This window comes from Vibrio sp. R15-SG3-ISO1A, from assembly GCF_059833955.1.
The window spans coordinates 269,689-291,600 of record NZ_JCBDGH010000030.1 but is presented as its reverse complement, the minus strand read 5'-3'; the positions used below and the strand labels follow the sequence as shown (position 1 = coordinate 291,600).

General features: G+C 50.3%; 16 protein-coding genes. 8 read left to right on the top strand and 8 right to left on the bottom strand.

Features of this window, described 5'->3' with window-relative positions; translation table 11 throughout:
- Positions 1-7: 7 nt before the first annotated feature.
- Positions 8-1,006 (top strand): MBL fold metallo-hydrolase, encoded by a 999-nt coding sequence (locus tag AC6R0L_RS04565; protein WP_487901573.1) that lies wholly within the window; start codon positions 8-10, stop codon positions 1,004-1,006.
- A gap of 68 nt (positions 1,007-1,074) precedes the next feature.
- On the opposite strand, the gene AC6R0L_RS04560 is transcribed toward AC6R0L_RS04565, so the two are convergent.
- Complete coding sequence (locus AC6R0L_RS04560) at positions 1,075-3,549, bottom strand: bifunctional diguanylate cyclase/phosphodiesterase (protein WP_500628386.1); 2,475 nt, start codon at positions 3,547-3,549, stop codon at positions 1,075-1,077.
- A 296-nt stretch (positions 3,550-3,845) separates the two neighbouring features.
- Positions 3,846-4,046 carry a hypothetical protein gene (locus tag AC6R0L_RS04555; protein WP_334551694.1) on the bottom strand — a complete coding sequence of 67 codons (201 nt, stop codon included), beginning with the start codon at positions 4,044-4,046 and terminating at the stop codon, positions 3,846-3,848.
- Positions 4,047-4,403: 357 nt separating this feature from the next.
- Here AC6R0L_RS04555 and AC6R0L_RS04550 point away from each other — a divergent pair, with 357 nt between their 5' ends.
- Positions 4,404-5,402: an ABC transporter substrate-binding protein gene (locus AC6R0L_RS04550; RefSeq protein ID WP_500628385.1), complete on the top strand. Its 999-nt coding sequence runs from the start codon at positions 4,404-4,406 to the stop codon at positions 5,400-5,402.
- Positions 5,403-5,404: 2 nt separating this feature from the next.
- Positions 5,405-6,736 (top strand): diguanylate cyclase domain-containing protein, encoded by a 1,332-nt coding sequence (locus tag AC6R0L_RS04545; protein ID WP_500628384.1) that lies wholly within the window; start codon positions 5,405-5,407, stop codon positions 6,734-6,736.
- Positions 6,737-6,787: 51 nt separating this feature from the next.
- Here the strand turns inward: AC6R0L_RS04545 and AC6R0L_RS04540 are convergent, their stop codons facing one another.
- Positions 6,788-7,495 carry an SDR family oxidoreductase gene (locus tag AC6R0L_RS04540; protein WP_487901569.1) on the bottom strand — a complete coding sequence of 236 codons (708 nt, stop codon included), beginning with the start codon at positions 7,493-7,495 and terminating at the stop codon, positions 6,788-6,790.
- Positions 7,496-7,783: 288 nt separating this feature from the next.
- Here AC6R0L_RS04540 and AC6R0L_RS04535 point away from each other — a divergent pair, with 288 nt between their 5' ends.
- Complete coding sequence (locus AC6R0L_RS04535; RefSeq protein ID WP_334551698.1) at positions 7,784-8,392, top strand: DUF6198 family protein; 609 nt, start codon at positions 7,784-7,786, stop codon at positions 8,390-8,392.
- A gap of 97 nt (positions 8,393-8,489) precedes the next feature.
- Here AC6R0L_RS04535 and AC6R0L_RS04530 read toward each other — a convergent pair whose 3' ends face one another.
- Entirely contained in the window at positions 8,490-8,966 is a 477-nt protein-coding gene (locus AC6R0L_RS04530) for an HAD family hydrolase (RefSeq protein WP_487901568.1), read from the bottom strand.
- 227 nt (positions 8,967-9,193) lie between these two features.
- On the opposite strand from AC6R0L_RS04530, the gene AC6R0L_RS04525 reads away from it, so the two are divergent.
- Entirely contained in the window at positions 9,194-9,364 is a 171-nt protein-coding gene (locus AC6R0L_RS04525) for a hypothetical protein (RefSeq protein WP_334551700.1), read from the top strand.
- Positions 9,365-9,424: 60 nt separating this feature from the next.
- Here AC6R0L_RS04525 and AC6R0L_RS04520 read toward each other — a convergent pair whose 3' ends face one another.
- The 3 genes from AC6R0L_RS04520 to AC6R0L_RS04510 are packed head-to-tail and all read right to left on the bottom strand — an operon-like array spanning position 9,425 to position 14,482.
- A complete protein-coding gene (locus AC6R0L_RS04520) occupies positions 9,425-12,526 on the bottom strand; it encodes an efflux RND transporter permease subunit (RefSeq protein ID WP_500628383.1) in 3,102 nt (1,033 codons plus the stop codon).
- Positions 12,523-13,836 (bottom strand): efflux RND transporter periplasmic adaptor subunit, encoded by a 1,314-nt coding sequence (locus tag AC6R0L_RS04515; RefSeq protein WP_500628382.1) that lies wholly within the window; start codon positions 13,834-13,836, stop codon positions 12,523-12,525. The genes AC6R0L_RS04520 and AC6R0L_RS04515 overlap by 4 nt, the downstream gene beginning before the upstream one ends.
- Positions 13,826-14,482: a TetR/AcrR family transcriptional regulator gene (locus AC6R0L_RS04510; protein WP_500628381.1), complete on the bottom strand. Its 657-nt coding sequence runs from the start codon at positions 14,480-14,482 to the stop codon at positions 13,826-13,828. The genes AC6R0L_RS04515 and AC6R0L_RS04510 overlap by 11 nt, the downstream gene beginning before the upstream one ends.
- Positions 14,483-15,148: 666 nt before the next feature.
- Between AC6R0L_RS04510 and fdhF the strand changes: the two genes are divergently transcribed.
- Both fdhF and AC6R0L_RS04500 read left to right on the top strand, forming a co-directional pair.
- A complete protein-coding gene (gene fdhF / locus AC6R0L_RS04505; RefSeq protein WP_500628380.1) occupies positions 15,149-19,324 on the top strand; it encodes a formate dehydrogenase subunit alpha in 4,176 nt (1,391 codons plus the stop codon).
- Between the two features lie 159 nt (positions 19,325-19,483).
- Positions 19,484-20,416, top strand: coding sequence for an endonuclease/exonuclease/phosphatase family protein (locus AC6R0L_RS04500; RefSeq protein ID WP_500628379.1), 933 nt, complete (start codon positions 19,484-19,486; stop codon positions 20,414-20,416).
- A 74-nt stretch (positions 20,417-20,490) separates the two neighbouring features.
- Here the strand turns inward: AC6R0L_RS04500 and yghU are convergent, their stop codons facing one another.
- Positions 20,491-21,348, bottom strand: coding sequence for a glutathione-dependent disulfide-bond oxidoreductase (gene yghU / locus AC6R0L_RS04495; protein ID WP_500628378.1), 858 nt, complete (start codon positions 21,346-21,348; stop codon positions 20,491-20,493).
- A 392-nt stretch (positions 21,349-21,740) separates the two neighbouring features.
- Between yghU and AC6R0L_RS04490 the strand changes: the two genes are divergently transcribed.
- Positions 21,741-21,908 carry a hypothetical protein gene (locus tag AC6R0L_RS04490; RefSeq protein WP_500625695.1) on the top strand — a complete coding sequence of 56 codons (168 nt, stop codon included), beginning with the start codon at positions 21,741-21,743 and terminating at the stop codon, positions 21,906-21,908.
- The last annotated feature ends 4 nt before the right edge of the window (positions 21,909-21,912 follow it).

Genomic DNA, 21,912 nt, shown 5'->3' with positions numbered 1-21,912 from the left:
GCAACCAATGAAAGTACTCGCATCGACTGTTCTAATGGCATTGGCATGTTGCGCCCATGCCAGTGAACCCACCGCGCAAGAGTATGCGCAAAAAGGCATGCAATACGCCGACTTGTTTCCAGGTTTGACCAATATTTGCGATCTTGAGTCGCCGATTCGAAATATGGCGATTCGCACAGTGAACAGCGAACAGAAGCGCAAAGAAAAGAAAAGCGGCAAGGGGCGTTCTGAACCCATCCCACCGACACAGGTGTTTGATAACCTCTACTACATCGGCACGGGGGGCGTATCCAGTTGGGCCATTACAACCAGTGACGGCATTATCTTAGTCGATGCGTTAAATAACAACGCGCAAGCTAAGCAATATATTGAAGCGGGGTTGATTGAGTTGGGTTTGGATCCCAATTCAATCAAGTATTTGCTGATTACGCACGGTCATGGCGATCACTATGGTGGACAAGAATACCTCGTCGAGCACTACCAGCCACGCTTGGTGATGACCGATGTCGAGTGGACGCGTCTGGAGCAGCCAGTGCAAGACTTTGCCAGTCCTCGTTGGGGTAAGAAACCATCACGTGACATCACAGTAGCCGACGGTGAATCCATCTCCTTAGGTGAGACGACAGTGAGCATTTATCTGACTCCGGGTCACACGCCGGGTACGATGTCGCTAATTTTCCCGGTATACGACAACGGTGAACAACACATCGTCAGTTTGTGGGGCGGAACAGGGCTCAATTATGGTCCTGATGAAGAGAGAATCCTTGCCTACAGTCAGGCCGCTCAGCGTTTTAAACAGATTGCAAAAGAGGCTGGCGTGGATATTTACCTGTCCAATCACCCTACACGTGATGGCTCGTCGGAAAAAATGTTGCGAGATTTACCGAATCGTCAGGCTAACGAGCCTCATCCCTTCGTCATGGGGCAGGCGGCGCTCCATGCCTACGATATGCTCGGAGATTGTACCTACGCACAAGTACTACGAATTCGCGCTGAGCAGCAGTAAAAGACCCTTGAATAGACGCGCACCAAGTTAATCACTTGGTGCGCGTTGGTGTGTTTATTGAGCGCCTTTTAATCCAGCGCTCTTGGCTCACCTAAATGAAACCCTTGCAGATAATCGATGCCAATGTCCGTGGCGATTTGGCATACCTGCTCATTGTGCACAAACTCTGCGACGGTTTTGGCGTCAAAAACTTCACACAATCGGACCAGCTGCGAGGCGATTTTTCGCTGTTTGGCGTCTTGGTCTATGGTGCGAATCAAACTGCCGTCGAGTTTGATGACTGACGGCTCGAGCTTAATGATCTCATCCAAATTGGAATAACCAGAGCCAAAATCGTCCACAATGATCGCAACGCCCATGGCGCGAAAATGGTCACACACTTCACGCATGCGTGCAAAGTTGCGGATCTGCTCGGACTCGACGATCTCAATGCCGGCTCGGCTCGGGTCAGCAAGGCTATGCACCTCTTGTTCTAACAGGGCCAGCGTTCGGTCGTCGAGGAGATCTTGCGGAGAGAGGTTCAATGAGAAGATATCATTATTCAAGCGCATTTTAGCAAAGGTGTGCTTGATCATTTGACGACTCATCTTGGTGTAGAGACGCGTGCCTTGAATATGCGGTAAGAACAAGCCCGGAGAGACAATCTCACCTTGATGCTGCAAGCGTACTAAGCACTCATAGAACGCGGTTTCACGGGTTTTGGCATCAAAGATCGGTTGGACAAACGGCACTACTTGATGTTGATTGATGGCGCTGTTCGCCACAGATAATTGCTTCAACCGGACCTGACGCTCTTGGTCTTGAGAAATCAAGTTGCTGGCGTTATACAAATAGCGGTGATGTTTAATTGCGTAGCGACGCGCATCGACCGATTTAAACAACAGCTCATCCGGGCTGCAATGTGGGAAGTCTCGGCGATACACCACGCCTGCGCAGATGGACACGGCGATGTGGTCGGTCTCCACAATGCCGAGGTGATCCAGATCGAAATGTTCTATTTGTTTGATGGCACGGTAATAGCGCTCGCGTACGCTGTCTAGCTGTTTATCAAGGGTAAAAATCGTCGCCCATTCACCCACGCCAAGGCTATACAAGGTGGCCTTGTCCGCAAAGACATCATCCAGATTGTCGATGAAAAAAGAGGTCAGCAGCATCAGCAGACGGTCACCAATGGCGTAGCCATATTTCTCATTGATTTCGGGGAGATTAGCTAATTTGAGTGTAAACAGGGCTTTGTCGTCGCTAATTTTTGCCAGTTGTTGACGAAGAACAGAGCGGTTCGGCAATCCTGTGGTGTGGTCAATGCGATAACTCGATGCCAACTCCTCGGCTTGGGATTGGATTTTGTGCTGCATTTGCAGATGGCGCGTGTCCAAATCAGCAAACGCGTTGCGGATCATCGAAAACAGCGGCGATACACTGGAGGTGTTATCGAGTGTGAGCGACGGTACCGGGCCGCTGGCGTCACCTTCTCGCATGGCAAGGTAGGTCATGCTGTGGTGCAAAATCTCTTGAGTGGACTCCTCTTTGTAGAGCTCGCCCATACAATAAAATCCATACGTCGGCGCTACTTGTTGCAGTGGCGCTAACTCTTGATTGCCCTCGATAAAGTCCAGTCGAGACGTACAGTTAAAGACAAAGATCGCATCGGGTTGCTGCTGAGCCAGGTGGTAAGCGCTGTCTTGGACTTGGTGAATGGTGAGCTCGGGGTGCACATAGCAAAACTGAACCTCATCACCAACGCTGAGGGCTTTATCAAACACCAAACCCGAATTCTCATCCACATACTGCGGCAGATAAACATCTTGATGGGTTGGGTCGCCTTTGATGAGAGGGAAATCAATCAGCTTTTGCTGCGGCAGCTGCTGCCCATCGGCTAAGTAGCGCTGGTACAACTCGGTAATGTTTTGATGGTTGAGCGTATAGACGGTGTTGTCGGAAGTTTGGGTGACTTTAAATCTTTGCCCTATGGCGTTCCACTCACTGAATGCTGAGCGCCAAACGTGAAGCTCAGGGCTGTGAATCGCGACCGCGACGCTGCATTCTTGGTAACATTCGCCATTGATCAGCACCCAGCGGCCTTGTTCTGTGATGGTTGAGGCGCCGCCCGCGACGGGGATGTTGCTGTTATCAAAGCAGCGGAAGAAGGAGTTGCCTTTTGCCGTCAGTCTATCAACGAAGCAGAGTATGGCCTTGGTCTCTGAACTCAGTGATAGAGAGTGAGACAGTGACTTTCCGCCTTTTTCACCGCTGGCGTTTGGCGCTGATGCATAGGTCAAGGTGGCGTGATCAAATCGCGTGATCACGACCTGCGTCGCTCCGCGCTCTATGACCCCATCGTGGATCACGTGTTGGGCACTGGCGCCGATAACCACCGCATCCGGCCATTTTCTTTGCAAGGTACGAGAGAGACCTTGAACCGTCTTAGAGGACTGGCTGGAAAATAACTGGATGAGAATCGCAGAAGAAAAGCCAAGTTCCTGCTTTTCGAGATGTTTCTCTAGCTGAGTGTTGGAGCGAACACAAAGCGAAATACTATACATAGACAACCACTTTATTCTTATTACACCGCGCATCAAGTCACTGATTGTGTCCTAGATACGATGGTTCACTTCTGTCTAGGGCGATGTCTCGCTGATTATGCGTAATATCGCGTCACCGATAGAGTCACTCATAAGTTGAGTCGCCGCTTTGATAACAACCTATATGAAATGATACTTAATGAGTAGTCCGAGGAGTCAACTTTTGACAAGAAAACTGTGTAACAAGGGAAACAAAAATAGGCCTCGCTATGAGGCCTATTGAGATGTGAATGTCGATGTTCGACTGAGCACGCCGTTTATGCGGCGTATTTTGCCACTTCATGCGGATACACGCGCATGCCGCTGGTGGTGTTTTCGTAAACGGACAGGTCTTGTAAGTAAGACCACGCGTGACGGTCGGTTTTCGTTTGCGCCGCCAGGCGTTCGATGACGAGGTCGATGTCGCGACCTGCGTAGTCTCTATCGTGAACGAATAGATTTTTAATCACTGATAACATACCCAACTCCCTCGTTGTAGTTAAATTACATGGTTGTATGTAAATAACATAGTTCATTGTTTAAATGTGATCAACAACTAATTTTTAATGTCACGGAAGATTCATTTTATGTAATTTAATTTCACTTTAGTGGTGCGTGCTTGGGTGCATGCGCACCAGTTTGGGGAGCTAAAGCATGAGATACAAAGCCTACTAAGGCTAACTATGATGAATAGCACCGCAATTGAAGGCGCACATTGCTCGATAGGCGCGTTAATTGTGAGAAATCCTCGGCTTTATTCATTCTTTTTCTGTCCAGACAGGCAAGTATTGACTAGATTTATACGAGCGTGATTGCGTACATAAAGCGAATAATGAATGCAGAAAACAACAAAAAATCAGTGGCTATGGGTAGGGATCAGTGTGGTTTTCGTCGCACTGTTTATGTGGTTGGGCGCCAAAGGTAAGGATGACCAGCAAGGTGAATTGAATAGGATGAGGATTGCCGTCTCGACGACGCCACTCTCCACTCCCTTTATTGTGGCAAACGCGTTGGGGCTGTATGACAAACAGGGCTTATACGTTGAAATGATCCCATGCACCGGTGGGGTCGAGTGCGCGAAGTTACTGATGCAAGGCGAGGTCGATTTGGCGACCGCATCGGAATCGGTGGCCATGTTTAACGCTTTTGATCACCCTGAACTGGCACTGCTGGCCACCTTCGTCGAGTCAGACAATGACGTAAAACTGGTCTCACTCAGTTCGTCGGACATTCGTCAAGTGAGTCAGCTGCAAGGTAAACGCATTGGCGTGATTCAAGGCAGTGCGAGCGAGTTCTATTTGGATGCGGTCTTGCTGTCCCATGAGGCGAGCCATCTCGATATCAACAAGGTGTTTGTAGCATCTTCAGAGATTGTCACCGCGCTACTTGAAGGGCAGGTGGATGCCATTTCGGCTTGGGAGCCCATGATCTACCAGATTCACCAAGCAACCGGCGGTGAAATTAATCATCTCGGTTTAACCGGACTGTATCAATTGAGCTTTAATCTACTTTCTACTCAACCCTATTTGGCTCAAGCTAATGATGCACCTATGCAACTGATTCAATCGCTCGATCAGGCGATAGAGTGGATTCACCTCAACCCAGAGAACGCGCAGAAGCTAGCGGCGGAGTTTCTTGCGCTGCCGGCGGAACAAATCACGTGGTCGTGGGATGACTATGTGTTCAGATTGTCCCTAGGCAACGCTCTGCTGTCCAACCTGCAGATCCAGGCGCGTTGGGCGAAGCAAAATGGTTTGGTTGACAATGATATGCCAGATTTTCGTCAACTGCTCTACACCGAGCCGTTTGAGCAATGGTCGGAGCTGCGAGATTAATTATGCTGAAGTCGTTAACCAAGAAACTCTCGTTATTGTTTGGGACCACACTCGTACTGACCGTGTTGATTGTGGTGCTATTGCTAAACATTAACGCCCAGCAGCGTCAAACAAAAATCGAATTGGATCAGGTGGTCGAACTGCAACTGTCGGTGGATATGCTGAGAAGTCAGTTGTGGTTGTTCATGCAGTTTTATGATGAGCAGAGTTTGCATCACGTCATCAGCGCTCACTCAGACCTCGCGGCGCAGCTTAGCACTTTTGAAAACCGTGATCACCGGTTGGACAATATGCAAAGAATGAGTGACGGCCTTTCCGCTGTGATTGCGCAAGAGAGTCGGATCTATTCGGCGCAAGATTCGGCCTTACCGTTGGCGAGTGATTTGAGCAGTCGTGAGCTGTTTCAATCTCGCTACAGCATGATTGTACAAACCATGACTGAGGAGCTTGCGTATGTGCATCGCCAAGTTTTGGATAAGAGCGCCCGTGAACTCAAAGCCTTGATGTGGTTTGCCGCCGGGTGGATGATCATCGGCTCGGTTGTGGTGTGTTTGATCAGTTTGCACATATTCCTTCGCTATCGCATTGGGGCAACGGAAATCAAAAGGGCGATTGTGGCGGTATCCAAAGGGGAGTTGGACTCCAAGGTATCGCTGAAAAAAATGGATTCAGAATTTGAAACCATAGCGACCTTTTTCAATCGCATGACCAGCAACCTCAAAGAGACCACGGTGACCAAGCAAGAGTTACAACGTGAAGTGGAACGTCAAACTTTGCAGTTAAAAGAGAAACAGAAGCAGCTGACGTTCTTATCTGAGCATGACACGTTAACCAACCTAAAAAATCGCCGTGCCTTCAATGCCAAACTGGACGATGCCTTGCAACGAGCGCGTTTGCAGCACCACAAGCTCGCGTTGCTGTTTATTGATTTGGACAAATTCAAGCAGATCAATGACACCTTGGGTCATGACGCAGGCGACTGTATTTTGGTGACGGTGGCGCATCGATTGAGCCATTCGTTCCGTGACAGTGATTTTGTCGGCAGGCTGGGTGGCGATGAATTTGTCGTCTGTCTCGATTTACTCGATGATTTCTCCTGTCTCGACGCTCTTATTGATGAGCTGATGCATCACCTCAATCAACCTATTGTGTTCGAGGGCGAAGCGGTGAGATTAGACGTGAGTATCGGGGTGAGTTGTTTCCCAGACCATGCGCAAGACAGAACCAGTTTGATGCGTTTGGCGGACTTGGCGATGTACCAAGCGAAAGGCCACAGAGGCCCAACATGGCAACTGGCCTCCCACCACTTATCGATTCAGCCTATCGCTAAATAATGTTGATCGAGCAAGATGTGACCAATGGCGTGATCGTCTGTTATCGGTCATTCACCATTCAATGCGCGTCCCATCATAAGCGAGAAACTCACCGCTGAGCTGCTCATCGGCCTGTGACACTATCGCCAGCAATTGACGCGCGACACGCTCAGGGGAAAACAGTTTTTCTTCGGGGACATTGGATTGAAATGGCTTTGACAGTGCCGTGTCGGTTGTCCCAGGATGCAGCGCGAATACGCAACTGCTCGGCTTAATCCGTGACCACTCAATACTCAAGGTTTTGATGGTCATATTGAGCGCCGCCTTTGAGGCGCGGTAGCTATACCAGCCACCCAAACGGTTGTCACTGATACTGCCGACCCGAGCCGATAAGCTCGCAAATTTAGGCTGTTTGCTCTTCATCAGCAGCGGTTGCAAGTGTTTAGCGAGCAACACTGTCGCCAGTGCGTTGGTTTGCATTGAGCGAAGGAAAAACGCGCTGTCGAGCTGCGCAAGTCGCTTTTCTGGTTGATGCGTGTCGTCATGCAACAGGCCCACCGTATTGATGACCCAATCGAGTTGGCTCATGGTTTGGCTTAAGTTCTCAATCTGCGCCTCATCACACACATCCACCAAAAACCAGTTGAGCTTGGGATGCGAAAGCAACGGTTGACGTTGGCGAAACGTCGCATAAACGGTGTCGATAGTGTCATCTTCAATAAGCTGCTTGACCATAGCAAGGCCAATACCGCCAGAGCCACCCACGATTAAAACCTTCATCCTCTGCTTTACTCCTCTCAATGACGCTTGTGCCTGTTTAATCATAAGGCTTTGTACGGGTCAAAGCGGCACAGCGCTCACCGAGTTGCGTTCCACCTCTTTCAAAACACGGCGGGATGGGTTGGTACGCCCTAAATGCACTGAATTGGTGAACGCTGTGTAAACTTCCTTTAACACTTATGATGTGATCATTATCACGGACGATCTCGACATTTTTGCCAAACAACTTCATCTTATGCCCGTTTGATTCTGAGAATATTTTGAATCTAAAGGATAGGAAGCCGGATTATGGACAACGAACATAGCTTGCGAGAAAACTTACTCGCCCTCATTTTAGGTAGTGCCCTGGTCTCACTTGGGGTGATCTTCTTTAACAAGGTGGGGCTGCTCACGGGTGGCACCGCGGGATTGGCGATTTTCCTCACTAAAGTGAGTGATTTCAGTTTTGGTCAGGTGTTTTTCGCTCTCAACTTACCCTTCTATATTTTGTCGGTCACTCGTATGGGCTGGCGTTTTACCATCAACACGTTTATTGCGGTGACCATAGTGTCGTTTGCGGTCGACCATCTTCATCACTTGATTGAGATTGCCCGTATTGAACCCGTGTATGCGGCGTTACTGGGTGGTGGATTAATCGGCGTCGGTATGCTGGTGATATTCCGTCACAAAATGAGCTTAGGTGGCTTTAACATCTTGGCGCTGTTTCTTCAGGAACGCTTTGGTATTCGTGCCGGTAAAGTGCAAATGGGTCTCGACTGTACCATCGTGATTTTGTCGCTGTTTATCGTCGATATCCATCTGATTCTATTGTCGGTACTGGGCGCGATTGCGACTAACCTTATCTTGGCCATGAACCATAAACCGGGTCGGTATCAGCCGAAACCCACGGCGGCTTAATCTGACGTTAATGTTTCGAGTTTGTCACAGATGAAAAGGGCAGAGCCAAGGTGGTATTGACCACTGAGCTCTGCCTTTTTGTTCTCTGGCCTGTACTTTAGTCGCGTTCGAGCAACTGAGTCAGTGACTGGATGTGTGTGATGCCTTCAGGTACCGCATCGTTGTTTGGGTTGTACAAAACCGTATTGAGCCCAGCTTGCTGGGCAGGATAGATGTCTTTTTCCAGTGAATCTCCAACCATGATCAGATGGCTTGGCTCAACCTCCAGCGATTGTGCGATGGCGTCGTAAAACGCCACACTGGTTTTTTCTAACCCTAGGTTCGCCTTGCAGTAGTAGCCATTAAGATAGTTGTCTAACCCGACTCGCTGGAAGGCTTGTTCAATGTCTCTTTCTGAGGAGTGCTGAGCGCTGGTGGCCACGTAAACCGCATGCTCTTTTGCGAGTGCTTGTAACGTCTGCTCGGCGCCTTCTACCGTTTCGACTTTTTCCCATGTACTCATTTTCCCGCTTTGGTCGGGAAAATCGACCATTAAGGTATCTCCCCAATCAAAGAGATAGATTGGTTGCGTCATTGCCCGCTCTCCCATATTTGTTCGTTGGCACCCTCGGTGAATGGGAAGGTGTTGATTGGTCATTATTTTCAATCTATTACGAGAAATCCAGCGCTAATTGAAAATGGTTAACTATTGCTAATCGAAACGATAAAAAACTGGATTAGGCACCGGATAAAAATGCCCTTACAGTCGCCGCATAACCTAAGGTAGGTTAGTGAAAAATCCAGTTAATTGAGGTGGTTTAAATGTACGCAATCGGTGATGTGGTAGTAGCGACAAAAGGTAAGGACTTCGGCCCAATGACCGTTTACGGTTTAAGCAGTGGCGGTTTTTACGTGCACGTTAAAGCGGACGGATTGATGTTGACTTACCCAGCTAAAGATCTACAAATCGCTCAATCATCTAAAGCAGCGTAATTGCTCGGATGAGAGAATTCTAAGATAAGGCCAGAGCATGTTCTCTGGCCTTATTTTTTGTTAGATTTCCTCGTGTTTATGCACCAAGCCAAAATCCGCTAGGATGGCGTAGGCAGCCGGGATCATAAACAGCACCAGGAGTGTCGAGGCGAAGATACCGAACACAATCGAGATGACCAGCGGCTGGATAACCTGCGCTTGCAAACTGGTTTCCGTCAAGAGCGGAAGTAAGCCGGCGGCGGTGGTCATCGAGGTGAGAAAGACGGCGCGAAAACGCTCGCGACTCGCTTTGACCACGGAGTCGTGCACGCTGTCCCCTTCATCGACATGGTGGCGGATATACTGCACCAGTAAGATGGAATCGTTCACCACGATCCCCGCCAGCGATACAAAGCCCATCATACTCGGCATACTCAATGGGTGGCCAAGCAGCACGTGGCCCCACACCACACCGATAAACGCCAGTGGAATCGCCAGCATGACCACAAACGGCTCAAGATAGCTGCGGAACTGATAGCTTAAGATGGCGAACACGCCAAACAGCCCGAGCAAAAATCCTTTACCCATTGAGGCGCCGGTTTCCGCGGCGTCTTTCGCTTCGCCTTCAAAATCAAATCTCAGCCCCGGGTATTTAGCGACCAGTCTTGGCGCTTCTTGCTGCTGAAACTGACGAATGATGGCGGTGGAGTTGGCTTTGGTGTTGTCAGTATCACCAAACACACTGACGGTTCTTAGCCCATCAATACGTTGAATGCGCACGTAATTGCGTTGGAAATCCAAGGTTGCAATACTGGCAAGTGGGATCTGGCTGCCGTCTGCAAGAATGATAGGGAAGTTGGCCAACTGGCCAAGATCGCCAGCCTGCGTTTTGTCCAGCCTCACCTCGATAGAAATGTTCTCCACACCGACTTGAATTTCATCCGCCGTTTGACCAAAGAACGCCGCGCGGAGTTGCGAAGCGATCAGTTGCCCGTTCACCCCATAGCTCTCGGCGCCTGGGCGAAGCTTCACCAGCACCTCTTCTTTGCCCATGCGCATGTCATCTAAGACGCCATGTACGCCATCAAATTCATTGAGGTATTGTTGAATCTCGATGGAGGCGGCTTTGAGCTCTTCCAATGAATCGTGTTTGGCGCGAATTTCAATCGCGCGGCCACCCGGTCCCATTGTCGGCTGCTTAAATACCAAAGAAATGGGGTCGGCGAGCTCACCGACATCATCACGCCACGCAGCAATGAAGTCATCAATAAGGGTGTTGCGACTTTCCGCGCCAAGCAGATCGAGTCTCACCGTCGCAATGTGTGGGCCAGACTCATTGGCATCCGCGTTGGTATTAAACTGGCTAGTGATGTGCTCAACAAGCGGTCTGCCTTGCTCAAACTCCTGACTCCAGGTTTCATCGAGTTTGCGCGCTGAAGCAACAATGTGATCCACCACCTGTTCAGTTTGGCGCAGCGAAGAGCCCGGCGGTAAAATCACACGTGCCTCGGCGATATCACCATCCAGTTCAGGAAAGGGTTGGAACTTCAAAATGCCACTCACCAGTGTTGAGGCAGAGATCAACAGCATCGCCACCACCGCGCCTAAAAACGCGTAACGGTAGGCCACCACTTTGTCGACGGCGTTGACCAACGTGGTGTTGCGAAAATGCTCAAATCGATCGAGCAGTCGCTTCTTCCAACGATTGGGCGCTTTTTCGACTTTCTGCTTATGCAATGAGTGCGACAGGTGATTCGGCAAAATCAAAAACGCTTCCACCAAGCTGAGCGTTAAGACCAAAATCAGCACTTGCGGCACCGCTTTGAGCACTGCGCCCATCTCTCCTTGCAGGAACAGCAAGCTACCAAAGATACACACCGTAGTTAAGAAGGAGGAGATCACCCCAGGGAGCACTTTTTTGACGCCTTTGATCACCGCGTCATCGATCTCTTCGCCTCGATCTAAGTGGGCGGCAATAGACTCAGCGATAACGATGGCATCATCCATCATGATACCGATGGCCATCAATAAGCCGACCAAGGACATGATATTAATGGATAGCCCAAGTTGTGCCATCAAGAACAGGCCACCTAAAAAGGCCACCGGTAAGCCCGCGGCTACCCAAAATGAGTAGCGTAAGCTAAAGAAAAGCCACATGGTGGCAAACACCAACACGATCCCTTGCCAACCGTTGCGTACCATCATGGTTAGGCGGTCCCACAACACCGATGAGAGGTCATTGGTCATTTCAAGGGTGACGCCATCGGGCGCGTGCGCTTGTTGGTCGGTCACGAACGCAGCCACGCGCTCTTTAATGCGCAGTGCGTCGTCTTCTTTGTTTTTGCTCACTTTGAGCAGGGCGGATGGGTGACCATCAAACAGCACTTTTTGCTCATCGAGCTCAAAGCGATCGGTGATTTTAGCCACGTCTCGCAAGCGAATCAGAGAACCATTCGGCCCAGAGCCAACCACAATCGTTTCAAGTGCCTCTGGTGTGACGCGTCGCTCATCAAAGCGAATGAGAAAGTTTTTGTCAGGCGTTTCCACGTTGCCACTGGGCAGTTTGACGTTCTGCTTGCCGATTTGCGTCGCGATATCGCCAACACTCAGACCCAGTTGGCGAATGGCACTGGTGTCGAGTTCCACTCGGTATTGGTGATCAGAAAACCCGGCCACATCGACCAGCGACACACCATAGTCAAGTTTCAACGTTCGCTTAAGCTGTTCGGCGTAGGCTTTTAACTCTGGCCATGTAGTGTCTGCGGTGATAGCCACATCAACCACAGGCTCGTTCCAATCCAACTCTTGAACGATAGGGGATTCGATCTCCTGCGGAAAATCGTTGATGGCGTTGATTTGAGTTTGCACATCCACCAACATGCGGCCAATATCGGCTTTCTCGTCGAGTTTGAGCACTAAACGCGCTGAGCCTTCGACCGCCTCACAGCGTGTTTCAACGATATTGGCCAGACCATCCACCGCGTCTTCCATGCGCACACAAATGCTCTCTTCGACCTCTTGTGGCGACGCGCCGGGGTAGACGACGCCGGCCATGATATATGGCGGATCAAACTCAGGGAATGTCTCACGTTTGATGGTGGTGAGAGATGTCACGCCGAGCAGTAGCAAGGTGAGCATCAATAAGTTGGCCGCCGTTGGGTGCTTGGCGAAAAAACGAATCATGATTTCGGCTCCTGTGGCGAACGCGCATCTTTGAGCAGCATCCCTTCAATCGCAGGGAGGAGATCATTGAGAATCAGCGCTTGTCCTTGCTCCAAATCCCCCTCGATCACCACTTGGTTATCGCGGCGATAAAGTACTTCAACCGGCACCATGCGCAATTTGCTTTCTTTATCGAGCAGATAAATGGTATTGCCATGGAGGGCGCGTTCAGGGATAACCCAACTCGGGTTGGCTTGGCCTTCGACTTCAGCGCGCACAAACATGCCATTAACCAGTGGCGGCGTAGCGCCCGGCGCAAGTGCGCGATAGTCTTGCTCGATTTCGAGGATGACGCCCGCCGTCGCTTGATTAGGATCGACCGTTTCACTGATGCGCGCCACACGCGCAGGCCACGAGGCTTTTAGGTTTCCGCTGCTTAGCTGCACGTTAGCTTTAATATCCGTCATATTGGGTTGCGGAATGCCGGATTCGTCGCGGCCAAATTCACCTAGGCTTGCTGCGATAGTCAGCATGTCATGAATCGAGAGCTGCGCTTCCACTTCCATCACTTGTATGCCATGAGCGACCACCATGGTTTGCTGTAGATTGACCACTTGGTCTTGCTCGATATCAACGCTGGCGATGCGTAAGTCGTAAGGCAAGCGAATGATGGTTTTCTCGAGAGAACGCTTGGCCTCATCCACTTTGGAGGTCGCCACTTTCACTTGCGCCTCTGCAACGCGTTTTTCGTCAGGCATCAAGCCGATTTGGTTCTCGATGTCGAGCACCAGTTTACGTTGCGATAAGGTGCTTTGCTGCTGCTGGTCAACGTCGGATTGAGAGTTCAGCCCTTTTTGACGCAGGTTTTGTTGGCGCGCGAGTTCTTTGTTGGCAATGTCGAGTCGATTTGACTCAATCACTAACGTCTGTTTGAGGTTGGCTTCTTCTTGGTTGAGCTTAGCTAAAGAGGTGTGAGCAGAATTGAGATCAGCTTGGGCTTGAACCAATTTGAGTTCGTAGTCGAGCGGGTCAATACGCAGAATTTCCGTCCCCGCAGGTAGGACTTGTCCTTTTTCAAGATCCGGGTGTCGATAGACAATTTTCCCCGTAACTTCCGCGATGGCTTTCCACTCGACTTTCGGTGCAACCTTGCCAAAACCAATCGCCAGTGGCGCCATCGCTTTGAGTTCCAGTGTTTGGGTATCGACCAGTCTGGCACGCTCACCCGCGGGCTTTACGGGCAGTTGCGGCTTGGTCATGATCGCAAGGGCGAGGATAAGGATCCCGACCCCAAGCGCAGGGAAAAACAGCAGTTTCTTATTAATTTTCATCGTGTTCGCCTTGGGCTTGTAAAAAGCCATGTTTAAGAACGTCAATATTGTGTTCAAGCAATCGGTTTAAAAAAGATTCGCTCAGTTCAATGCCATGAATCGAGAGAAGAGAAGCGGGTGCGATAAACGGAAACACCATCAAGCTGATAAAGGAGACTCGACACAGCAGGGGATCCATACTCGGGCGAATAATGCCGTTGGCGGCCAGCTTCTCAAAAATCATTGACTGCATAGGCCGGCCCACGTCATCAAAGACTTTCTGCATGAGTTTTCGCTGGGTTTGCGACTCAGGCATATTCATCACTTGCCAAATGAGCTTGGGAAAGTGCGGCGTTTTGTGCATCTCTTGATAGTAAGTGCGCATAATGTCGATAAAACTTTGCTGAGAACCGACACTAAACATCTGTTGCAACTGATGTTTCATCGGCTCGAGTGTTTCTCTCAGCATGGTCTCAAACAGCCCCTCTTTGCTGCCGAAGTAGTAGCGAATCATCGCGGCGTTGACCCCCGCTTTTTGCGCAACCAAACGTGTCGAGACCTTGTCATACGGCATCGCCATGAACAGTTCGCGCGCATGGAGGATGAGCGCGTCTCGGGCATCAATGTTTTGCGTCGGTCGACCTGCGCGGCGTGGTCTCTCTTGCACGGGCTTCTCCAATCAACAATTAAACAATTGGATAATTATAGGGGGCAAACTGGCGCTTCGACATGAGAAAAATTATTCACCTGTTAATCAAGTGGATAATTATTGCGATGCTTCACAAAATTCGACGTCTCGAAAAAAAGATGAAAAAAAACCGTGCAGTGGGCAAACCGCACGGATCAAAGTATGAAATGAGATAGTTTGGAATGTTTGCCACACGTAGAGAGTGTTATTAAACGCCATTTAAAGCGATATTTTCAAAGTCATTACCCCAATAGTAATCACCATAAAAATACCGAAAGAATGGTGTCTCATTAACACCGTTTTTCGTCAATTAAACTCTTGATTCATCGGTGTGACCAACGGTGTCTAAAGTAACATTATTGTTATCTATAATTAAATGTTAAAAACGAAATTATACATTACAAATATGAAAGTGACGTGCCACATAATTACCCTTTCTGTTAACAATATGATGCCTAATTTAATTGTATGATTATCGATGGATGCTGAACAATATCAGAAACTTAGGTGAGCATAGGCTTGACAAGAAATCCACTGCGGAAATTCACGTGCTAAAGAGTACGAATGTGTGATCAATCACAGGTTATTAACCATTAATATTGTATGGTTAATAAAGGTGTAATGTCGCAAAGAATGGAGTGCGGTGTGATTGAGATAATCATTGATGGAGCTTATCGAATTGTCGAGACGGACAAAACGTTACTTGAGGTCGCGAGCGTCTGCGGCGTTGAGATCCCATCTTTGTGTGGTTTGAACCGTTCAAACGACAAAATCCCATGCGATTTGTGTGTGGTCGAAGTGGAAAGTGGCGGCATGAAACGTGCCTGTGAATTGAAGGTCTACTCTGGGCTCAATGTGGTGACGCAGTCTCCTGCGCTTTCAGAGCATCGCCGCCGGGCCTTAAATCGTATCATGGAAGATCACTACGCCGATTGTGAAGCGCCGTGTCAGACCGCGTGTCCCGCTGGGGTCGATATTCAGAGCTATCTCTACCATATTGCGCAAAATGATCATCAAAAAGCGGTCGAAGTGATTAAAAAAACGCTGCCGATGCCATTGTCGATTGGCCGCGTTTGTCCTGCATTTTGTGAAAGTGAGTGTCGCCGCTCGCTCGTCGATGAGCCGATCGCGATTCGCCAGCTCAAACGCCACGCAGCCGACGCTGATCAGCGTGCCTATCAGGCCTATGTACCGGAGAAAAAAGCCGACAAGCCACAACGTGTCGCGATTGTTGGCAGTGGGCCGGGCGGATTGACAGCGGGCTACTACCTATCGAATGAAGGCTATCAAGTGGACGTGTTCGAGGCAATGCCACAAGCCGGGGGCTGGCTGCGTTATGGCATTCCTGAGTATCGCTTACCCAAATCGATTCTTGATCAAGAAATAGATCTGCTGTGTCGCAACGGCATGACGATTCATACCAACAGCAAGTTAGGTGAGGCGAACACGCTCAGTGCGCTGAGTGAAGAGTATGACGCCGTTTGTCTTGCGGTTGGCGCGTCCAAAGCGGTCGAAATGCACTACCCGGGAAGCACGCTTGAGGGTTGCTATCTTGGAGTGGATTACCTCAAGGATTATGTCACCGAGCAGCGCTTTACCACCGGGAAAAAAGTGGCGGTGATCGGTGGGGGCAACACCGCAATAGATTGTGCGCGCACTGCGGTGCGAGCTGGCGCTGATACTACACTGATTTATCGTCGTACCCGCGATGAAATGCCTGCCGAAGATTATGAAATCGTGGAAGCGGAACACGAAGGGGTCAAGTTCCACTTTTTAACTAACCCAGTGGAAAACCATGCGGACGAGCAAGGGCGCGTGCATCAAGTCACCTTTGAGCGCATGGCGCTGGGGACACCCGATGCTTCAGGTCGCCGTCGTCCAGAGCCGACCGGCGAGTATTTCACACAAGCGTTTGATACCGTGATTGCGGCCGTGTCACAAACCCCAGATCTGGATTTCATGCGTCATGAAACACTGGATATTCCTATCACCCGATGGAATACCGCTGATGTGGATGAGACTACTATGCATCACGGTAGTGGTAACTTGTTCAGTATCGGTGATTTTCGCCGAGGCCCAGCCACTGCCATTGAAGCGGTAGCGGATGGACGAATTGCCGCGCAAGCCATCGATCGCTTTTTCAATGGCACCATGGCATCACTGCCTGTTAAACCGTTTAATGCGCGCAAAGAGCCGTCGTTAAACAAAGTCGACCCTGCTCAGTTTAAGCAGTTAGAGCAGGTGAAGCGGATGATCATGCCTGAGCTCAGCGCCGAGCAGCGTGAATGCTCGTTTGACGAAGTCGAGCTAGGCTTTGATAACGAGCAAGCCATAGCGGAAGCTGCGCGCTGCCTAGAATGTGGCTGCCAAGCCAACACCGATTGTGCGCTGCGTGACTACGCCACCACTTATCAGGCCGAGCAACACCACCCGCAATCGGTGAAGGTTCAATCCGCAGCCGATTGGCAAGCGGTGCGCGATGAGCGGCATAAATTCTGCGTCGATAGCAGCTCAGAGTTTATTGTTTTTGATGCCAACCGTTGCATCAGTTGCGGGCAATGCATACAAGCGTGTCGTGAGCAATCCGTTCATGGCGTTTTGAGCTTTATGATTGACGAAAAAGGCCACCCGAAACTTCGCCCCGATTTACGACCTAACTTTGGCCCCAATGGCACCTTAATGGGCGATTCCACCTGCGTACAGTGCGGTGCGTGCACGCAAGCGTGTCCGACTGGGGCGATGGTGGATAAGCGCAATAAAGCGCAAGGCCGGGATATTGAGTTGAAACAGGTGGATACCATATGCACCTACTGCGGCGTTGGCTGTAAGCTGACGCTGCATGTGGATGAAGCACGCAATCGTATCATGGCGGTGACAGGCGGAGCCTCTCCGGTTAATGAAGGTATGTTGTGCGTCAAAGGTCGCTTTGGTTTTGATTTTATTGGCAGTGACGAGCGCCTCACCACTCCGTTGATCCGTAAAGATGGTTGGTTGCAACCGGCGTCTTGGTCTGAAGCGATTACGCTGATTGCGAACAAGTTTTCTGCCATCAAACGCGACTTTGGTTCGGATGCGCTGGCCGGTTTCTCTTCAGCGAAAACCACCAACGAAGATAACTACGCGTTTCAGAAATTCATCCGTCGCGAGCTGGGTACCAACAACGTCGATCATTGTGCGCGTTTGTGCCACGCATCCACAGTCACTGGGCTTGAAGCGGCGCTTGGCAGTGGCGCGATGACCAATGATATTCCGAGCATTCAGCATTCTGACATCATCTTTATCATAGGATCCGATACCTCATCTGCGCACCCGATCATCGCTTCGCACATCAAACAAGCGGTGCGTCACCATGGCGCGCGCTTGATTGTCGCCGACCCAAAACGCATCGCCATGGCCGATCACGCTGAGCTCTATCTTGCGCATCGTCCGGGGACCGATGTAATGCTGATTAATGGCGTAATGCAGCAAATCATCAAACACGGTTGGTATGACCGCGACTACATCGAAGAGCGCGTAGACGGTTTTGATACCATGATGCAAGAGGTGATGTCGCCCTCATACGCGTTAGACAACGTGGAGCTGGTCACCGGTGTGAAGGCGGACGATATTTTCGCTATGGCGCGCATGATAGGCACGGCGAAACGCACCGCTGTGTATTACTCAATGGGCATCACTCAGCACACTACCGGTCATGATAACGTTCGTTCCATCGCCAATTTGCAACTCTTGTGCGGCAACATCGGTATTGAAGGCGGCGGTATTAACCCTCTGCGCGGTCAATCCAATGTGCAAGGTGCGTGTGATATGGGCGCGCTGCCCAATAACTACCCGGGCTACCAAAAGGTTTATAACCCCTTGGTGCGAGATAAATTTGCCCTCGCTTGGGATGCGCCCAATCTATCGCTTACGCCCGGATTGACCTTAACAGAAATCATCGATGGCGCGTGCGATCGCAGCGTACGCGGCTTGTATGTGATGGGTGAAAATCCGGTACTGAGCGATCCGGATCAAGCCCACGTGATTGAAGGGCTTGAGAGTCTGGATTTTTTGGTGGTGCAAGACATCTTCCTTACCGAAACCGCGCAGTACGCTGATGTGGTCTTGCCGTCGTGTAGCTTTGCTGAGAAGGCGGGCCACTTTACCAACACTGAGCGCCGAGTGCAGCGCATTACTCCTGCGGTAGCGCCGCCGGGCGAGGCGAAAGAAGATTGGTGGATCATTCAGGAAATCGCCAATGCGATGGGCGGGGAGTGGCGTTATCGTCAGGTCTCGGATATCACCAATGAAATAGCACGAGTCACGCCACAATATGGTGGTTTAAAGTGGGCCAACATCCCGCCTAATGGCGTGCAGTGGCCGAGCAATAAGAATAACCCTGAAGGGACGCGTATCATGCATCAGACGCAGTTTTCGCGTGGCAAAGGGCAAATGGAGGCGATTCCTTTTCGCTATGCCGCAGAGCTACCGGATGAGGAGTTCCCATTGGTGCTGACTACCGGCCGCGTGCTGGAGCAATTTCACACCGGTACCATGACGAGAAAAACCCAAGGGTTGGATAATCTTGCCGGGCCAAGAGCAATGATCAGTGTGCAGGATGCCGAGCGCTTAGGCATTGGCAATGGGCAACGACTGAAAGTCTCCACCAGGCGAGGTGAGATTGAGATCGACGCTTTTGTCACCAAGCGTATGCAGCCTGGGGTAGTGTTTATTCCGTTCCATTTTGTGGAGTCACCGGTCAACCGTTTGACCACCACGGCCAAAGATCCGCACGCTAAGATCCCGGAATTTAAGGTCGCAGCCGTACGCGTGGAGCCGCTTTAGACAATCACGTGGTGTACTTTAGCCGATCTTAACGGCTTAGCCTTGGGCTAAGCCGTTAAAAACTCGGTGAAAACGTCAATCATCGACCATACTTACTCTAATTTGTTACGCGCGATTGGGCTTTGTCTCAAGTGGCGCTAACGTTGAGGGAGAGGTGGAGTGAAGCGTTGGATTCTTTGGGCAATTGTCTATTTCCCAGCCTTGTGCTGGGCAGGGTTATCACTGAAAGAGTCCCTCTGGTGGGTAGAAAATATCGTCGCGTTTCCAGCGCTGTTTATGTTTGGCTATGTACTGCTTGCCCTTGTGTTGGGGCTGGCACGCTGTTATGGTCAAACGCTCGTCTGCCTTGTCCTTGCCGGCGCGTTTGCCTTGATGACACCCAAAGGCAGCCAAGCACTCGTCGCTGATTGCGATACCCCCGTCACCGTCTTGCAATACAATCTCTACTACGAAAACCCAGATATCCATCAGTTCATCAATTACTTATTAGCGCAGCCGGCGGATTTGATTGTTATGCAGGAAGTGGCGCCTGAGATTGGTGAGCAGCTTAAATTGCTCGATGACCGCTATCCGTTTTTCTATGGCGGCCAAGAGGGCATCGGTTATCCGTCGAGCCAAATGATTCTCAGCACTACTCCGTTAACGGACGCCTCTGTGTTTCACACGCCGGATCAGCAGAGCGTGATTCGTGCGGTATGGCATCCACCAAAACAAGATCCCATCACTTTAATGGTGGCGCATCCACCTTCTCCGCGCAGCAAAGAACTCTGGCATCGTCGCAACGCGTTAATTCGAACCATTGAGTCGTTGAATGAGCAATACCCTGATGATGAAGTGCTGATCGTCGGAGACTTTAACCTATCCTCCATCAGCCGACGTTTTGCGCAGCTGTTCCCCACCTTTCAGACCGCGCCGGTGGCCAGTTGGCCTAATTGGGGCGCACAAGTAGCAACGCCTGCATCAACCATGATTGCCATTGATCACCTTTGGCTACAATCGGCGAATGCTGGGCGGCGTTTGTGCCACAGAGAAAGTCTCTCGACACCCAACGGTTCCGATCACAAGTTGGTTCTCACCAAAATTGGCTATTGAGCAAAAAAAACCAAGGCAGTTTTTGCCTTGGTTATGAGCTGAATGGGTTATTCAGTAGAGGAGGTCGAGGGCAATTAAGGTTTCAGTGCGAGCACTTTATCAATGTCTGCCGCGCTGTGGCGTTCAGGCACTTGCTCCCACTCTTCACCCCATGCACGGTTAACGATGCGGCCACGCTGCACCGCTTCTCGCGCTTCAATCTCTTTCGCCCAGCGTTTGACGTGTTGATAACTGTCGACGTCTAAGAACTCTGCGGCATTGTAGGCGTGACCTAACACCAGATTGCCATACCACGGCCAGGTGGCGATGTCGGCGATGCTGTACTCTTCACCACCGAGGTAGGTGTGCTTCGCCAGTTCTTTGTCGAGTACATCGAGCTGACGCTTGGCTTCCATCGCAAATCGGTTGATCGGGTACTCGAATTTCTCTGGTGCATACGCATAGAAGTGACCGAAGCCGCCGCCCAGATAAGGCGCAGAGCCTTGCAGCCAAAATAGCCAGTTCATCACTTGGGTTCGCGCCGCATGATCTTTAGGTAGGAAATGACCAAACTTCTCCGCAAGGTAAAGCAGGATGTGGCCAGATTCAAAGACGTTGATGGGCGTTTCACCAGAACGGTCCACTAAGGCCGGGATTTTTGAGTTTGGGTTGATTTCGACAAAGCCAGAACCAAACTGATCACCGTCACCAATTTTGATCAAGTAAGCGTCGTACTCCGCCTCTTTCACACCGAGTGCAAGCAGTTCTTCGAGTAAGATGGTGACCTTTTGTCCGTTTGGCGTCGCCAGAGAATGCAGTTGTAGCGGATGCTCGCCAACGGGTAGGGCTTTTTCGTGGCGCGCGCCTGAGTCTGGTCGGTTGATGCTGGCCCATTGTCCGCCGTTGCCTTCTTCCATTGTCCAAACTTTAGGTGGTACGTATTGGTTAGTCATTCTAATTCCTTATCCAACGTTGCTTTTTGCCCTAACATCATAGGGCATACTTTACACGTTGGGGTGGCAAGAGAGAATTAAAAGGCTCTTGGAGCAGTTTGATAGAACCTTGAGTTATGACACAGAGTGCTTTGGCATATCGGCGGATGCGTTAGGCGAGATAATCAGTAATAGGGACGACGATACTCGTCAGAGGCAGGGCACTATCTTGAGCACATTTCAGCCTTCTTATTTGCAAGCGATCGGTGCTGCGCTTTCAAACAGGATCACAAAATCCGATCATTTTACACAGCAGATAGGAAATTCAATGGAGCAAAAAGAGGGAACTGCTACAGTGAAACTGCGGTCAAATCGAACAACTGTTTGACCACAGTTAGCTAGGGAGTCATACCATGGATGAGATGATTAGAAAGGCGCGCCAAAAGCGTCGTAAACACCAGCAGCAAGTTAAACCATTGAACTTGCAACAGAAAAAGTACAGTGAACTGATTTTGGTCGATTTCGATGAACCCTCGGCGTCGCATATTAACCGCCGCGCCGAGAGCAAAATCTATTCATAGTGCC